The organism is Halobacteriovorax marinus SJ (assembly GCF_000210915.2).
Taxonomy (GTDB): domain Bacteria; phylum Bdellovibrionota; class Bacteriovoracia; order Bacteriovoracales; family Bacteriovoracaceae; genus Halobacteriovorax; species Halobacteriovorax marinus.
On sequence record NC_016620.1, the window covers coordinates 2,660,374 to 2,677,471 of the forward strand.

General features: G+C 36.0%; 15 protein-coding genes. 2 read left to right on the forward strand and 13 right to left on the reverse strand.

Annotated features, from left to right (window positions below; all coding sequences use genetic code 11):
- The first annotated feature begins 34 nt into the window (after positions 1–34).
- Positions 35–805 carry a hypothetical protein gene (locus BMS_RS12665; protein ID WP_014245216.1) on the forward strand — a complete coding sequence of 257 codons (771 nt, stop codon included), beginning with the start codon at positions 35–37 and terminating at the stop codon, positions 803–805.
- On the opposite strand, the gene BMS_RS12670 is transcribed toward BMS_RS12665, so the two are convergent.
- The 8 genes from BMS_RS12670 to clpS all read right to left on the reverse strand — a co-directional run bounded on the left by BMS_RS12670 (position 802) and on the right by clpS (position 11,432).
- The gene (locus tag BMS_RS12670) at positions 802–1,752 is read right to left on the reverse strand and encodes an ATP-grasp domain-containing protein (RefSeq protein ID WP_014245217.1); all 951 of its coding nucleotides are present in this window, start codon (positions 1,750–1,752) and stop codon (positions 802–804) included. The two genes, BMS_RS12665 and BMS_RS12670, sit on opposite strands and share 4 nt — an antisense overlap.
- A complete protein-coding gene (locus BMS_RS17100) occupies positions 1,727–2,821 on the reverse strand; it encodes an aminopeptidase (RefSeq protein ID WP_014245218.1) in 1,095 nt (364 codons plus the stop codon). Before BMS_RS17100 ends, BMS_RS12670 begins: the two co-directional genes overlap by 26 nt.
- Complete coding sequence (locus BMS_RS12680) at positions 2,809–3,426, reverse strand: autotransporter domain-containing protein (protein ID WP_014245219.1); 618 nt, start codon at positions 3,424–3,426, stop codon at positions 2,809–2,811. The genes BMS_RS17100 and BMS_RS12680 overlap by 13 nt, the downstream gene beginning before the upstream one ends.
- 94 nt (positions 3,427–3,520) lie before the next feature.
- Positions 3,521–4,999, reverse strand: a complete 1,479-nt coding sequence (gene miaB, locus BMS_RS12685) for a tRNA (N6-isopentenyl adenosine(37)-C2)-methylthiotransferase MiaB (protein WP_014245220.1) — start codon at positions 4,997–4,999, stop codon at positions 3,521–3,523.
- 348 nt (positions 5,000–5,347) lie between these two features.
- The gene (locus BMS_RS17520) at positions 5,348–5,818 is read right to left on the reverse strand and encodes a histidine biosynthesis protein HisIE (RefSeq protein WP_173390327.1); all 471 of its coding nucleotides are present in this window, start codon (positions 5,816–5,818) and stop codon (positions 5,348–5,350) included.
- A 426-nt stretch (positions 5,819–6,244) separates the two neighbouring features.
- Complete coding sequence (locus BMS_RS12695) at positions 6,245–8,590, reverse strand: hypothetical protein (RefSeq protein WP_014245222.1); 2,346 nt, start codon at positions 8,588–8,590, stop codon at positions 6,245–6,247.
- 106 nt (positions 8,591–8,696) lie between these two features.
- Positions 8,697–11,051, reverse strand: a complete 2,355-nt coding sequence (clpA, locus tag BMS_RS12700; protein ID WP_014245223.1) for an ATP-dependent Clp protease ATP-binding subunit ClpA — start codon at positions 11,049–11,051, stop codon at positions 8,697–8,699.
- Between the two features lie 9 nt (positions 11,052–11,060).
- The gene (gene clpS, locus BMS_RS12705; protein WP_014245224.1) at positions 11,061–11,432 is read right to left on the reverse strand and encodes an ATP-dependent Clp protease adapter ClpS; all 372 of its coding nucleotides are present in this window, start codon (positions 11,430–11,432) and stop codon (positions 11,061–11,063) included.
- A gap of 110 nt (positions 11,433–11,542) precedes the next feature.
- On the opposite strand from clpS, the gene BMS_RS12710 reads away from it, so the two are divergent.
- On the forward strand, positions 11,543–12,046 hold the full coding sequence (locus tag BMS_RS12710; RefSeq protein WP_014245225.1) for a tellurite resistance TerB family protein: 504 nt from the start codon (positions 11,543–11,545) through the stop codon (positions 12,044–12,046).
- Position 12,047: 1 nt separating this feature from the next.
- Here the strand turns inward: BMS_RS12710 and BMS_RS12715 are convergent, their stop codons facing one another.
- The 5 genes from BMS_RS12715 to lptC form a co-directional block, all read right to left on the reverse strand.
- A complete protein-coding gene (locus BMS_RS12715; RefSeq protein ID WP_014245226.1) occupies positions 12,048–13,214 on the reverse strand; it encodes a hypothetical protein in 1,167 nt (388 codons plus the stop codon).
- A 132-nt stretch (positions 13,215–13,346) separates the two neighbouring features.
- Entirely contained in the window at positions 13,347–13,715 is a 369-nt protein-coding gene (hpf, locus tag BMS_RS17105; RefSeq protein ID WP_014245227.1) for a ribosome hibernation-promoting factor, HPF/YfiA family, read from the reverse strand.
- A gap of 69 nt (positions 13,716–13,784) precedes the next feature.
- A complete protein-coding gene (gene rpoN, locus BMS_RS12725) occupies positions 13,785–15,257 on the reverse strand; it encodes an RNA polymerase factor sigma-54 (RefSeq protein ID WP_014245228.1) in 1,473 nt (490 codons plus the stop codon).
- A gap of 37 nt (positions 15,258–15,294) precedes the next feature.
- Positions 15,295–16,026 (reverse strand): LPS export ABC transporter ATP-binding protein, encoded by a 732-nt coding sequence (gene lptB / locus BMS_RS12730; protein ID WP_014245229.1) that lies wholly within the window; start codon positions 16,024–16,026, stop codon positions 15,295–15,297.
- Between the two features lie 3 nt (positions 16,027–16,029).
- Complete coding sequence (gene lptC / locus BMS_RS12735; RefSeq protein WP_014245230.1) at positions 16,030–17,037, reverse strand: LPS export ABC transporter periplasmic protein LptC; 1,008 nt, start codon at positions 17,035–17,037, stop codon at positions 16,030–16,032.
- Positions 17,038–17,098: the final 61 nt, after the last annotated feature.

Consider the following 17,098-nt stretch of genomic DNA (forward strand, 5'->3'; position numbering starts at 1 on the left):
CGATAAAACTAAGGAATAGCTATAAGGGCAAATTATGAAATGGAATAACTTAAAATTTATCGCACTCATTATCGCTTCACTCATGCTCACGGCTTGTGTTGAGCAAAAGAGTAATAAGAAAAGTAGTTCTGATACATCTACAACACAGTCTACAATCCTACTTCCAGATGAAAGTGGTGGTGACGGTGATGATGATGGATACGTAGATGATACAGACCTACCTGATTATTATAGTATCCCGACAACATCTGGTGGTGGAGTCAGAGCAATAATTGTTCATGGTAGAAATCACCCAGATAGAAATCCACCACCTAATGGAATTTTTTGGTCTTCTAATAGAGATATAAATATGCCTGAAGAAAATAGACAAATTCTAGTGACCGACTCTAGGTTTGAAATGCGACTTCAAGCTATTCCTCATTACGATATCCCGCAAAACTCTGTGGATTCTAACGGAATAACATGCTCGCAAGTTGCTATGAAATATACCAAGTTAAATATTGACGTTTGTGTAAGAAGACAAGGTGGAAATTGTCTTTATAATCACTATTTTCAAAATGTGGAAGTAAATAAATGGTCGCTGGTAAAAGAATTTGACATTCCAACTAATACAAATGATCCACTAGTTATAGAGGTAAAGTATGTTTCATGGGATGGCAGCTGTATTGAAAACCAGAAGTCTGGCTACGGATCAGGTTACGAATATACTTGTCCATATGACGGAGTTTGGGATTCTCAATGCGTTGGTTTTCAAATGGAAGTATCCACTGATGGAACAAAGAGACTCCCTGGTGGAAGATACTAGAGTAGATCAATAATATCTTCACAGAGGTTTCTTTTATATGCACTAGAAACCTCTACAACCAGTCCTGGACAAGTAATATTTACTTCAGAAATTGAATCTCCTAAGATATCAAATGCAATCCAATGAACTCCATAACCAGCAAGTTCATTACAAATCTTTTCGCACTCTCTTCTTTGATTTTCATTTAAGTCGTAACGTGAATAACTCGCCCCCTGAGCAATATTGGCCAAGTACTCACCCTTCTTAGGAACTTTTAAAATAGAGCCTAGCTCCTTCCCCTTAAAGTAGAAGCTTCTCACTTCTCCTTGCTCAACAACTTTCGCAAATGGTTGTGCTACAACAGGGCCTTGATATTGCTTAACCTTATCTTCAAAAATAGCAGCATAATCATCATCAAGAGATATCTTCTGTACTCCAATTCCTTGATAAAGGTCTAAGGGCTTCAGAATTAGCTCTCTATGGCCTTCTGCCATTATTTCCTGAGCAAACCCTAAAAAACCTTCCTTAGAGCTTCCTACGTACGTTTTAAGGCTAGATTCTTGTTCGTATGCATAAAGCTTTTCATTAAAGAGTAAAACACCATCAGGATCATTTAAAACTTCTACACCTAATGACTTATAATAACGAAGCATCCATAGGAATCTTAGATATCTTCCATCAAAAGGAGGATCTAATCTCATATGCATTAATGTATTTTTATCAATCTGATAGTCCAGAGACTCTGTGAGCTTAAAATCTTTTAAATAGCAATTATCATCTTCAAAGCTTCCTTCAAAACTATGTACCTTGAGTTTAGGAGCATCTCCATTTGATACGAAGAAGTCTTCTTCAAAAATAAGATAAGTTTCGATTCCTCTCTTTTGCAATGTTAGGGCAAACATAAGAGTTGAGTCTTTCTTTATGACGAGTTTTTCAAGGGGATCAATTAATAATATGTGCTTTTTCATTTTCCGACCTACTTTTCCCAAAGAGCCATTTTGTAAAGCTCTCATCTTGGTTAGATTCTTCAAACCTTTTGAATTCCTCTTCAATATAGTTAAAAAAATCTTTTAGGTCACCTGATATTCGGTTTCGTAGGGCCAATAATTGATCCCCTTTATTTTCATAGGTCATAAATGCAGCGAGTGAAGCTTGATTCCATTTGCGATTTAAGTAATAGCACTTCCCCTCTTCGACAGAGTGCTTCTTACAAATACTTCTAACCTTAGGAAGTATCTTACTTTCTCTAAATTCATGAACAACTTTAGAGGCCATCTCTTTTGATGTGTGTTTAGCATTTCGAAGTTTTTGATCTAACTCTCTAGCAAGCTTCACTAACTCTTGTCGCATTTGCTGATTAAATACTTTTTCCTCTTCAATTCGCTTTCCAAGCCTTAAATCATCTTTGAAATATTCAATGGCCATTTGCTTTCCAAAGTAATTTGCTAAATTCTCGTTTAGTTCAACCTCATCTTTGACAAAGAAGACAGTATGAAAGAGTTCGTGAAAAATAAGCTCAGCTAATTCAAAGTCATCAAAGTAAAAGAATGATGAGAGTATTGTATCTGTAAAATAGCCAAGAGTAGAATAAGCATAGACAGGCCTTGTGTAAGTCACTAAACCTTTTTTCTCCAAATCTTCAGCATAGTCTTTGGCCGAAGACTTTTTAAAAAATCCAAGATATGGAAAGCAGCCCATTATAGGAAAGCACTCCTTGCGTGCTTCAATTTTATTAAAATCTGAGGAGATTACAAGATAAGTGACGGCCGGATCATGAAGAATAGTTGTCTTAGAGTAGATACTCGTTTCATCTCTTTGCCAATATTCGTAGAAATACTTCTTATAAGTTTCAATTTTTCTTATTTTATCCTTATCTTTTTTGGATATACGAACATCATTTAGGACATCTTCATTCTTCTTCGCACTCGTTAGCAATTTAACCTGACCAGTTCCCTGTTCAACGAGATAGCCAAGTTTTGCACATGAGCAAAGAGAGAGAATAATAGTGAGAGTTAAACTTAATCTTAAAGTAGCCACGTAAACCCAGCGGTGTACCTTAGATCATCCTTAGCACTATTCCACTCAAAGGCCCTTATATAAGTCTGAACAGAACCGCGAAGACTCAATCTCTTAGTTAATCTAAACTTCAAACTAAATGTACCAAACATAGAATCTTGCCTCTCCTTCTTCATTGGAGAGACAGAGGTGAAGCTGTTGCCAGAAATATCACTTCGGATTGTATAATTCGTTTGCGACTCTTTAAATGTTCTCGCATAACCCAAACTAATTGAGGGTTGTATTAGAGATTTTCTCGATGCAAAAGACTGCCTAAGACCAACTCCATAAGACTTTGTTTCTATATTTGTCTGTTGCCCCAAAACTGTAATATCTAAATCAGTGTAGGTTACAGATTCATTAATCACAGTCTTGTCACTATTTTCCATATAATTCAATTCAAGAGCGGTGTATTCCCAAAGATAAGTCGCAATAGACCCTGACCAAGTTCGCGATGTATTCTTGCTATCACGATTTGTTCCGAAAACATCTTTGTCGTAACTAAAGTCCATACCAAGCTCAATAAGAGCATGTGAATTAAGTGAAAGAAGGAATATTAAAGAAATAACTGAAATTTTAAAGCGCATAAGGATACCTCATTCACTTTAATTCTACTATTTTCTACGGGCAATTGCCTGTGGTGGCACTATTTGCACGCCACCACCAGCTATCTATCTAAAATTATTGAATTGTAGGAATCCTCTTCCCTATAACATCAAGGAGTTCTCCCTGACATGAAAGAGCTGTGGTTTCGATAACCTTAACATCAACCCAATTCCATTGAAGATTTTCTTCAGGATCTCTAGGAAGAAAGTGAACAATGCGATTACAATTTGTTCTCCCCTTCCACTTCGTTTCACCTTTAAAAGTATTCTTTCCTTCAACTAGAATTCTAAAGCTCTTACCTTCCATCTCTTTTCTGATTTCAGCTTGAAGCTTTAATTGATGGGCCTGAATCTCTCTGAGTCTTGCGCCTCTAATATCATCAGTAAGATGATCTTCCATACGAGCAGCTCTTGTCTTATTTCTCTTTGAGTAAGCATATGAGTAAATAAAATCAAATCTAGCGTCATCTAATAACTTCAATGTCGCCTCATGCTCTTCATTTGTTTCATTAACAAATCCAGCAATAATATCCGTAGATATAATAATCTCCGGTTGCACTTCTCTTAGCTTATTCACTCGATCAAGGTAATGTTCAACCGTGTACTCTCTATTCATTCTCTTTAAAACAGTATTTGAACCAGACTGAATTGGAAGGTGTAAATGCTTAGATAATTTCTTAGAAACTCCATGAGTCATGATCAACTCATCTGAAATATCGTAAGGATGACTTGTCGTATATCTGATAATCTCAAGTCCCTCTAGATTCTCAAGCTCTAAAATAAGCTGAGCGAGTGATTCACCATTTTCTTTTCCATAGGAATTCACGTTTTGTCCAAGAAGAGTTACTTCTTGAATCCCTTGGTACTTAACTAGTCTTCTAATATCCTCTACTACTTCGGCAACTTTTCTTGATCGCTCTTTTCCACGAGTATAAGGAACAATACAGTACGTACAATACTTATTACATCCCTTAATAATATTGACGAAAGCTTGAGGTGTTCCGTGAGAAATTTTTGTCTCAATTGAAAAATTCTCAGACCTATCCCAACTATTAATAAAGAACTTAGAGTCTCCTGCATAAGTTCTATAAACCATGTCGTTAATTGAATCGATTGTATCGGGGCCAAAGGCGAAATCGAGATGTCTATACTTCTTAATTAACTCCTTCCCTTCAGTCTGCGCAACACAACCACCAACACCAACAACTAGATTATCTTTCTTGATGGCCTTTTGATGTTTTAAATTACCTAAGTGAGAATAGAATTTATTATTAGCAAGATCTCTTACCGCACAAGTATTAAAGAGAACAAGATCTGCATCTTCTACTTCTTCAGTTTGTGTGAAGTTTAGACTCTTTAAATGTGACATTATCCTATCAGTGTCGTGGTAATTCATCTGACAACCATAGGTTTTCATCCAAACTTTTCTTGGTGGAAATACAACTTCCCCCATTTTTACCAAACGCTGACCAGACACTTCATCTGTGAACCACTCTTCTCTTGGTCCATCTGTCGTACGTAAACCTAAACCCGTTGGGTTTTCAGTTGTATCCATAAGTAATCTCCGAATCAATTAGGGAATCTACAGTAGAGATCTACCTCAATTTCCTACACAGTTGTTAAGCCTGCTGATTAAGTTTTAAATTTGGCGCAAGTTACCAATAACACGTTTGAAAGTAAATATTCATTTTAGAAAATGTCATAATTACCTATCTCAAGTCATTGATATTTCGAAATACCATTTCAAAAATTCTTCATTTCTGACTGCTAATAGCACAGGCAATTTCACCAAAAGCAAAATCACATCGAAGGGTAAATATTTGAAAATATAGGGAAAGTCTTTAAGGATAAAAAAAGGGCCACTTCAAAAGCGGCCCCTCTTTAAGTATTTGAATATTACAAATTACTTTTTCTTAGCTGGCGCTTTCTTAGTTGCTTTCTTAGCAGCTACTTTCTTAGTCGCCTTTTTAGCAGTTGTTTTCTTAGCTGCTGTTTTCTTTGTAGCTTTCTTAGCAGCTGTCTTCTTAGTTGCTTTCTTTGCTACTTTCTTAGTCGCTTTTTTAGCAACTTTTTTCTTTGTTGCTTTCTTAGCTACTTTCTTCTTAGTCGCTTTCTTAGCAACTTTCTTCTTAGTTGCTTTCTTAGCTACTTTCTTCTTTGTAGCTTTCTTTGCAACTTTCTTCTTAGTTGCTTTCTTTGCTACTTTCTTAGTCGCTTTCTTAGCAACTTTTTTCTTTGTTGCTTTCTTAGCTACTTTCTTAGCTGCTTTTTTCTTAGTTGCTTTCTTAGCTGTTTTCTTAGCAACTTTCTTTGCAGCTGTCTTTTTTGTGGCCTTCTTAGCTACTTTTTTAGTAGCTTTCTTTTTTACTGCCATTGACATCCTCCTGGCTTTTTAACACTTATAGATTCAGAATAAACATAATTTTATTTTAACGCAAATAAAAAAGTACGCTTTTATTATGAATCTGTTAAAAAAAAATTTAAACAGTTTATAAACTGATTTCGGTTTTAATTTAGAATTACTTTACAAAAAAATACATCACTAGTGAAACACACGATGAACATTAGTGTTTCACGTTTCGTTTTTTTGTTCATTACTAATTTTCAATAGAAATTTCATGTTTTTCTAAATTTCAGATTACATTTTTAAGAGGTGATTTTTTTTTAGAAAATATCTACTCTCACCAAGAGAAAATGCGCAAAATATGCCCCTAAAGAGCACTAATAAGCACATATAGTTGGCATATTTTTAACTTTTTCTATCAAAATTATGCAGAAAATCTCATGAACTTAAAGATTTTTATTCATCAGAAGAAGCGAGATCACTAATATATGGATATCCATGCCAAACTTCTTTAAATGATTCATTAAAATAATGCTCTTCTCTCCCTCTATCACTCTCACTAACAGCAATAAATGGATCTATAGTTTTAGCACTTTTAAAGTTTAACATTATTGGGTTATAAGCTCTTCTTCCCAACTCACAAGAGACGAAATTTGGAGATTTTGTAGTACTTAAAGAGACATCATTCTTAAATTTCATACATTGATCTAGACATTCTCTTTCATTCTTAACATTAACCTTTTTTGTACCTATATATTTTGAAGTTCTACCACCAATTCTTGATAAATTTCCCATCGTACATTGAGGATTAGAGCTAAATCGAAGAAGTGTTTTATTATTGACCCTTACTTCAATATCATAGAGTTCATCTTTCTTAAGGCGAAATCCATAATGATCAGCATATGCCTTCGCCCCACCTTTTTTACTATTCATTCCAATTGATAAACAATCTTCCTCACTTTCAACAATAAACTCTCTTATAGGTTTTCTTGACCAATGATAGTTAAAGTAAGAACAATTTAAGTATGTTTTCTCTTCTTCTGAGTAGATTAAACTCTTAAATCCAAACATTGGATTAGCTATCATATTCGGTAACTCTCGACATTTGAAATTAGAGAGCTTCTTCTTCCCAAGCTTAGCTCTCTGCTCTTTACAGACATCTAAGCAATCTCTTGCACCCGAAGGTAAATCAAACTCTCTTACAGATCTCTTATGCCCACTTCTCTCATAAGATATTTCACATTTTGGAGCTGAAATATCATACGGCTGTGGATACTTGGCAAATTTAGAAATAGTTAGTCTATGAGGAAGGGCCTTCGAAGACATTCTAGTGAAGGGAACATTTCCTAAGTAGAAGATATACTCTTGCCATTTACTCGGATCCAATTCATATATATCTCTATTGGCCATAAAGCGGCATTCATTTCTGGTTTTACTCTTATAGCTCTTGCTCTTAAAAACTCTCTTATTTGAGCTTTGTAAATCCTTTAAGTTTGGATTTCTACGATCACTCGATGGAGTATATATAATGGAGTGACACTCCCCTCTTATATACTCCAAGATAGGAGGTGGAAGTTGTCCTCCTCGACCTAATTCTTCAAAACCAAAAGACTTCCTTGCTGGATAATTACCAAGTTCAACCAAACGTGCCTTATAGGCCTGCTCAAACTTTGTCATTCTTTCGAGACACTCTAGTTTCGTTGCAGCGCTAAATGGATATGGATTAAAGCTCTCAAAATAGTAACTATCTTTTTGAACTCCAATAACTTGCTCTTTAAATGGAGTTCTTCCTTTTGGAAGTTTATTAAAACCTATATTACAGAGTATTTGGTGAGGAGTTGTATACTTTAATTTATAAATACTCTCCGCAAGTGCAAATCCAGCATCTCTATCATTAAAGTAATTCCTAATAGCTGATATCCACTGATCATTCTCTTTTGCATATGAGCAATCCACTTCCCTGTAACGACTACAATTAAAATAATCTTTTCTATAATTATATTTAGATAAACTTAATTCTGATGAGTTTGATTTAAAGTGCTGAATCATTGCGGGAGAGAAGGGACCATCAGTTAAATATATCCTTACGATCTTAGATGGAATATGAGCAAACCTTTCATCCTGAACAATGTTTTCAATACTAACCTTATCAGCAGGACTCAACTTAGCATAAACTCTCTCCATCTCCATCAAGCATTCCTTACTCTGACACTTATCTTCATTTGCCTTTTGAGAGAGGTTCATCATTTCTTTTTGTGTATCAACTTTGTCTAATGAAGTTACTGAGCTGCTTGCAGAAGTTGTTATGCTCTTTGGTGCTGAAACTCTTGCGACACTCACTCCAGATGATGTGCTTTTTGGATATGTTTTTTTAACGCCATTTGTATTTATTATTTTAGAATACTTTCTAATATTTTTAATTCTTCCTTTCTTTAATTCAGTTGGACTAATCTCTTTCTTAATTTCTTCACTAATATCTCTTATACAATCAAGATCTGAACACATGGCCGATCTAAAGGTAATTTGCCCAATACATCCTGAAAAGTTTTTTGACTTAGAACACTTCCATGCACTAAGTTCTTCAAATTCAACAAAACTCCCCATACAGGCCTTATCTGAACAAGCTTCAAACTTTCTCTTTTTTAAATTTAAGCAATCTTCATCAGAGCATGATCGCTCAATGAAATCATTGTAGAAATCACTTAATTGTTCAGAGGATAAGTCTTCTAAGCTAGATGAATATACTAGTGAAGTCTTTATAATTAAAATAAGAGTAACAAGTGGATATAGATAAATTTTCATCTACTTAGCTTAACATAATATCATTATTCCAATGAATAATTTCCATTTATTAAGCTAAGTATTTAAATATAAAAAACCTCAAATTAAAGCATCAGTGCCCTAGAAATTACTCGTATTTAAAAGTAATTTCCTCGCCATCATAGTCAACAATAACCTTTCCACCTTTGGCCAATTCCCCAAAGAGAACTTCATTGGATAGAGGCTTTTTAATTTGTTGATCAATAATTCTTCCAATCGGTCTAGCACCCATTTTTGGATCATAACCCGTATCGGCCAACCAAAGTTTTGCTTTTTGCGTAACTTCTATCTCAACATTCTTTGCTGCTAATCTCGTTTCTAAATCAAGTAAGAACTTATCAACGATCTTCACAATGAATTCACTACCAAGCTTATTGAAGTGAATAATTCCATCTAATCTATTTCTAAATTCAGGGCTAAAGAAATTCTTTAAGGTCTGATCTCTCTTTGCTGTATTGCCTTCAAATTTAGCTTGCCCAAGACCAATTGAGCCCGCATCCATTTGCTTTGCCCCAGCATTAGTTGTCATGATAATCACTGTATTTCTAAAATCAGTGGTTCTACCTTGAGAGTCTGTTAATGAACCATGATCCATTACCTGTAAAAGAATATTATAAATATCAGGATGGGCCTTTTCAATTTCATCTAAAAGAAGAATACAATGTGGATTCTTTTTTACAGCATCTGTAAGTAGACCTCCATTATCATAACCAACATAACCAGGAGGAGCCCCTATAAGTTTAGCCACAGAGTGTTTTTCCATATACTCCGACATATCAAAACGCTCTAAGTGGGAACCTAAATTATGGGCCAATTGTCTAGCAAGCTCTGTTTTCCCAACACCAGTTGGACCGGCAAAGAGAAAGTTCGCCATTGGCTTATTCTCATGCCCTAACCCTGATCTTGAAAGAATTATGGCATCACTTACCTTCTCTACTGCTTCATCTTGACCATAGATTACGAGATGAAGATTAGACTTTAAATTCTTTAAGCGATCCTTATCGCTTCCTGTCACACTAATCTCAGGAATTTTAGCGAGCTTAGAAATGATCGCCTCAACATCTTTTTTAGAGATATTCTTCTTTCTCTTATTCTTTGGAAGTAAGTGCACTCTTGCTCCAACTTCATCTACAACATCAATCGATTTATCTGGGTTCTTTCTATCTCCCAGAAACTTATCTGAAAGATCGACTGCCGCTCTAAGAACAGCATTTGAATATTTAACACCGTGATGCTCTTCAAACTTAGGCTTTAATCCCTTTAGGATTTGATAAGTATCATCTAGTGATGGCTCATCCACATCAATTTTTTGAAACCTGCGACTAAAAGCATGATCTTTTTCAATAAATTTTCTGAATTCATCGTGAGTGGTACTTCCCACACAGCGTACTCTTCCAGAAGATAGAGCTGGCTTTAAAAGATTAGAAGCATCCATACTTCCTCCATTCGTTGCCCCAGCTCCCATGACGGTATGAATCTCATCGATAAAGAGGATTGCTTTCTCTCCTTTATCTTGAATAGTGTCTAAATCTTTTAAAACGTTCTTTAGTCTCTTTTCAAAATCCCCTCTAAATTTTGCTCCAGCAAGTAGTGCGGCCATATCAAGACTAAAAATTGTTGTGCCTTCTAAAACTTCAGGAACATTTCCCTCTACTATACTTTTTGCCAATCCTTCTACGATTGCAGTTTTACCTACTCCGGCTTCTCCAACGAGAAGAGGGTTATTCTTTCTTCTACGACATAGTATTTCAACTATTCTCTCTAGTTCATCTTCTCTTCCAATGAGAGGATCTATTTTATTTTTCTTTGCTAAAGAATTTAGGTTCACACAGAACTCATTAAGTGCTGCATTCTCTTTCTTCTCTTTATTAATTCTACTAGGAGTTATTCCACCCTCAAGCTCTGAGTCACTAATAAACTCTTCATCACTATTTGCAGGTTCATCTGCTCCATGAGCAATATATCTAACGACATCAAATCTTTCGATACCGTGCTTTTGAATAGAGTACAGAGCGAAGCTTTCTTTTTCTTGAAACATAGAAACCAAAATATTGATTCCCATAATGTGTCTTTTACCAGAGGACTGAACATGAATCGCGGCCCTTTGAATAACTCTTTGTAGGGATAGAGAAATCTCTGGTTGATACTTAATTCCATTCTCACTAGCGAGCTTTCTTAGCTCTTCATCGACAAATTGTTGTTCACTTAAATTTTGAACTTGTTCGTCTGTGAGAATACTAAAATTATCTTTATCATTTAGAAACTCTACGAGATCAGTTTGTATTTGATCAACATCTGCGCCTAGGTCATTTAAAACTTCTATAACCTGATCGTCATCTAGCATAGAGATAAGAACTGTCTCCAGTGTGAGATATTCATGCTTCTTCTCATTCGCGATCTGAATGGCTTGATTTATAATTTCTTCTAGTTTCTTTGACATCATAAAAACCTCTTAGGCCTCGGGCTCAATGGTACATTTTAAGGGATGTCCATTCTCCTTGGCTTCTTGATTGACTTTCTCTGACTTGGTTTCTGCAATCTCATAGCTATAAACCCCACACACTCCTATTCCTTCATTGTGCACTTTAAGCATAATTGCTTGGGCCTCTTCTAAGTTCTTTGCAAAAACTTTTTGCAGAATATAAATGACAAACTCCATCGTGGTATAGTCATCATTATGAATGAGTACCTTATACTTTCTCGGTTTTTTCACCTTGATTTTCTTTATGGTGGCGACACCTCCTTCGCCATACTCATCCTCTTCACTTAAGATGGGATTGAATCTGTAGTCGTCAAGGTTATATTTTTTTTCGTAATTAGACATATTTAACTCTCATTTGCCTTTAGTATCTATTATTATTATCCTTTTATTGAATACTCTTTTCAACTAAACAAAGCTGAATTGATAAAAATTTAAACAAAAAGGTCGTAACTATGAGTTTTTGGGACATATTTATAGCAAAAGAAGAAGCTAAGCCTAAGTCTGTGCTTCAATCTAAAGTCCAAGAGCAATTTCCCAATTATCCTGAATCAAAAAGGATTCTCATATCGTGCTTAGCTGGTCTATGCGCACGTATAGCCTATGTTGACTTTGATATTTCCCCAAAAGAAAAAGACGCTATAAAAGGCGCTCTAAGTAAGTGGATGAACCTCAGTGAGGAAGAAGCTGACTTTGTTGCAACCTCAGCTCTTGATGAAGTTAAAGAGCTATCTGGCATTGAACCAAGAAAGTACTGTACTGCACTTAATGACTTACTCGACAACGATGATAAGTTGCATATTCTAGAGTCTCTCTTTCAAGTTTCTGCCGCAGATGGAAATGTTGAAGAACTAGAGAGCGAAGAAATAAGAATTATTGCAACGGCATTACTTCTAGAGCATAAACACTTTATCGCCGCTCGTGCGACAGTGGCCAAGTACCTTGGAGCCCTCAAGTAATTTAATGACAATATTGGCTGATAATTTTATCTAAGTATTTATCTGGAATCTTATGCCCGTATTCTAAAGAGCACATAAGGTTCCCCTCGTCTCTTTCTAATTCATAGTAAATAAGCTCTTGTGACCTAGAATCATAATACTCAACATAGCAGTCTTTAAAGCCTAGAGAGTGACCAAATTCGTGAGCAATGGTTTTAACTCTCTCCATTCCCACGACATTAGAATTTAGATAGATTGTCTGTAATTCATTGATGGCCACACGAGATGGCCCACTACTTATATTTACAACCCTTACACCGTCTACAGAGTTTACAAACTTAAGTTCAATATCATCTCTTTTCCAATACTGAGAAATAGCATTGATGACTTCCGCACTAGCTTGGTCTGAATATATTGGAATGGTAATTTCATATTTTTCATTTTTCTGACACTCTATATTCAATGGACCTTCACTCATTCCAAAAATATTCTTTTGAAAAAAAACTTTTGCACTCTTTAAATTTTCTTTTATAAATTCATCTTCACCATCAAAAATAGTGGCAATATCGTAGTGAACTTTACAATAATTTCGCCTTTGAAAAAGTGAGCAAATATTAACTGTTTTCTCTCTCTTTTCTTCAGCAGTAAGAGTCTTTGAAAGTCTCTCTTTGACAAAGCAGTCCTCTGTACAAAATGATGCTTCTAGCTCAATGAAGTCATTCAACTCTTGGGCGCTATTATCAATTAATGATGTTAAGTGACATTGGTGGAATGACCAACGATCGAAGTTAATTCTCAGCTTCTTTATTCGTTGAGAATAAAGTTGATAGTCATTAGTTGAGAGAGTTAGCTCTTGATTTGAATCTCGAAACTCCTCTAATTCATCAAGCTCCCCAGTCATACTCTTTTCACTCAAAATAAGAGGACTAATAAGACTTGAATTTCCACTTTCAGAACTCTTATCAAATTTCGTTATCATATTGCTAGAGATTGAAAGTCTAGACAGATATTCCTCTAGGGCAATAATTCTTCCCTCAATTTTCTCTCTCTGCTCTTCATTACAAGTTCTTGAGCTTAGACTTGCTTCTATATAAGCAGTACCAAGATCGGACTCACTTCTAGAGTTCTTCTTTACCCCACAAGAAATGAGAGTGAATAGACAAATGAATACTGTCCAAAATTTAGACACTAAAATCTCCTAAATAACTAAAAGGTGGATAATAAACTCCACACCCTATTTAAGAGTTCAAATTCAGTGCCAAGAAATAAAAAAACGCCTCATTAGAAGAGGCGCTTTTTTTAATTTAAATTTAGTGATCTCTTAAGCGACGTAATCTTCGTCGTACTCGGCCCAGGCCATCTCAGGATCATTAATTTTCATCTCTTTAACAGCAACTCTGTGTTTGCTATTCTTCCATTTCCCTTTCTTCTTTTGAAGCTGCTTCTCAAGCTTATCAACAACAACATCAATAGTCTTATAAAGACTATCAGAGTGTCCCGTAGCATGATAATGGAAAGTAGGCCCATTTAAGTCTACTTCAGCATAGTGATTTCCCTCTTTCACATAACAGCTCCACTTCAAATTAATTTCTCCGTCAATAAACTTTTTAAGCTTAGCTGACTTTTCATGGATTCTGTCATCAAGTGCTTGAGTGTGCTCTAAATGAAGAAATGTGATAGTCACTTTCATAAACGTCCTACTCCTGTCGTTATGTTTTTCTACACTTTGCTAGTGTATGAAACTTATCGTAATAAATTATTAAGATTTTACTTTTCTTTTCGAAGAAGATTCAATTCCCAGCATCTCTCGATACTTAGCTACTGTTCTCCTCGCAACTTTTACGTCATCTCGACTTAAAAGGTCGGCGATTTTCTGATCAGAAAGAGGTTTCTTAGGGCTTTCGTTGGCCACTAATTCTTTAATCTTAAGCTTTAAAACTTCACTTGAGATATCGTCTCCACCATTCTTTCCACCAATACCAGTATTAAAGAAATACTTTAGTTCAAAGAGACCAATTGGCGTGTGCATATACTTATTCGTTGTCACTCTCGATACTGTTGACTCATGCATTCCAATTTCATTGGCAACATCTTTTAAGATCATTGGCTTTAAATATTTTGGACCCTTTTTAAAGAATTCTTGTTGCTGCCTTACGATTGCTTTAGAAACTTTATAAATAGTTTGTTGTCTAGTTTGAATAGACTTTAACAACCACTTTGCAGATTTTAATTTATCTAAAACATACTCACTTGCTTCACTCTTCTCACCTTTAGCACTCGTTAAAAGTTCTTGATAGAGCTTTGAAATTCTAAGACGAGGAATTCCTTCATCGTTCACTTGTACAACAAATTCTCCACCCACTTCAACGACATAAATATCAGGTGTGATATAGTGAGTATCTTGATCAGAGACAAGACGTCCTGGCTTTGGATGAAATTGATGTAGAAGCTTCGCAGTCTCCATTATAATTTCAGAAGACGCTCCCGTTTCCTTACTAATTTTTGCATAGTCTTTTCTATGTAGATCTTCTAAGTGGAAGCTAATAATCTTTTCTAACAAAGGAGATCTCTCCTCTGCGATTCTCGCCTGAGCAAGAAGACAGTCAGTTAGATTAGCTGCTCCACAACCTACAGGATCAAAGCGCTGAACCATTTCAAAGACATCAAATGCATGATCTCTCTCTAGCTCAGTCTTTGCAATGATTTCATCATAAGATGTACTTAGGTAACCATCATCATTAATGTTGTGAATAATCTCTAGACCAAGAGCGAGTTCCTCGTTTGTAAGGTCTTCCATTCTTAGCTGCCACTCAAGGTGATCAGCAAGAGACATCCCCTTAGAGATTATATTTTCATAATTAGGTGTTTCATCACTTGAGGCCGGACCAACCATTGATGGAGTCGAAGACGAGTTATTATATGTCTCGACATATTTCTGCCAATCAAAGTCATCATCTTTTGAAATAACTGGTGCTTCATCAAAGTTTTCACTCTTTGCTTCCGCCCCCTGGCTCTCTAATTTTTCTACATTGTAATCGTCTTCTGATTTCTTATCTGGAACTTCATTACCATTGCCAAATTCTTCGAGCATTGGATTTTCAACCATCTCTTCAGCAATAACAGAAGTCATTTCAAGGTGAGTTAAAGTCAAGAGTTTGATCGCCTGCTGCAATTGCGGCGTCATCATCAAGTTCTGAGATTGTTTAAGACTTTGTGAGATCTTAACTGCCATAGTTCCACCTTTTATTTTTTAAAAGCTGGGTGACATTTTACATCTTAAATTCGTCACCCAAATAGAACTTCCGTGCTCTTTCGTTATTTACAATTTCGTCTGGTGTTCCACTAACAAGTAGTTCACCACTATTCATAATATAGGCCCTATCTACAATTCCCAATGTTTCTCTCACATTGTGGTCTGTAATTAAGACGCCAATATTTCTATTCTTCAAACTGCGGATCACCCCTTGAATATCGCTTACAGCGAGAGGATCAACCCCAGCGAATGGTTCATCGAGAAGAACAAATCTTGGCTCCAATGCCAAGGCCCTCGCAATTTCCACTCTTCTTCTCTCCCCACCGGAAAGAGCTGAACCTAGAGACTTTCTTATATGTCCCAGTCCAAAATCTTCTAAAAGAGACTCCAATAGATTTTGCCTTTTAACTTTTGGCAACTTTCTATTTTCTAAGACAGCATAGATATTTTCTTCTACTGTCAGGTCTCTAAAAACAGAAGCCTCTTGGGGTAAGTAGCCCACACCTTTAAGTGCGCGAACGTGAATGGGAAACTCCGTAAGCTCATCTCCAGAAAGTTCTATCCTTCCTTCGTCTGCTCTTACCAAACCAACGATCATATAAAATGATGTGGTTTTTCCTGCTCCGTTTGGTCCCAAGAGACCGACAACTTCACCTTGCTCTACTCTTAGACTAACGTCTTTAACAACTGTTCTTCCCGAGTAGGTTTTCTTGAGGTTTGTAGCCTCTAGAAAGCTTCTTTCTTCCATAAATTACCTTAATATAAAATTAGTGTTCGCATCATCTACTTCAACAACTTCGTTATTCTCACGGAGCACAATTTTATTTCCAGTAATTACATCGTTTTGTTGAAAAACCTTCGGGTATCCAGTGAGAATAATTTTACTCTCACTCATCATACCTTCCAGTTTTTCTCCAAAAGCACGTCTTTCAAAGGAGGAAACACGACCATCCTTTTCCAGTTTTACTTTCTCTACAACCTTCACATCGTCATAAAGAACGAAATACTTGAGCTTTTTATTATAGTTTTCGAGAAATATTTCTCCGCGGTGAGAATCCGCCTTAAGTTGTTGTTTTTCCAAGTGTACTTTTTCAAGTAAATCTATTTGAAGCGTCAGCATATTTACGTCTACTTGCTGGGCCTTAAAGCTGACGCTTTCTTCATAAACTCGCTTTCTCTTAATCACGCCCCTAACATCTCCCTCGTAGCGACTCTTGTCTTTTGAGGGCCAAGTAATGGCGGAGTTTGACCATACTTTTATATTTTCTTTGGTCTTATTCTTTTCACTAATACTTATTGTCTCAACATTGCCCTCTGAGACAATCTCATCAATATTCATAAAGTAAGTTGTTTTATCTGCACTAAGAGTTGAAGTCTCCATTTTAAACTTAACTTCATTCTCAAAAATAACTTGATCCTGGGCCCTAAAGAGAAATCCGTTGCGGGCAGAATATTGAACAGGCTCACCATTGCCAGTAAAGGCAACACCTTCTGGCTCAGCAAAGAGTGATTTACCGGTCGCAGAGTTCATAGACAATTCTTTTGCGTCTAGATGAAGAACTGGTTTTTCATTTTTAACACGATAGAAAGAGACTGTTTCAAAGTAACTTTCTTGATCATAGCTCTGACTCTCATCTTCCGCCTCATTTTTCAGGGCCTGCGAGCGCTTCCACTCCACACTCTCACCCCAAATAGTGATGCCTCCCAAAATCAGGAGAAAACTAAAGAAAACAAATGATTTTTTAAAACTATTGATCAAATTACGCTCCGCGCCTCTAAGTGAAGATTATATCACTCTTCCCTTCACCAAGCACATAGCA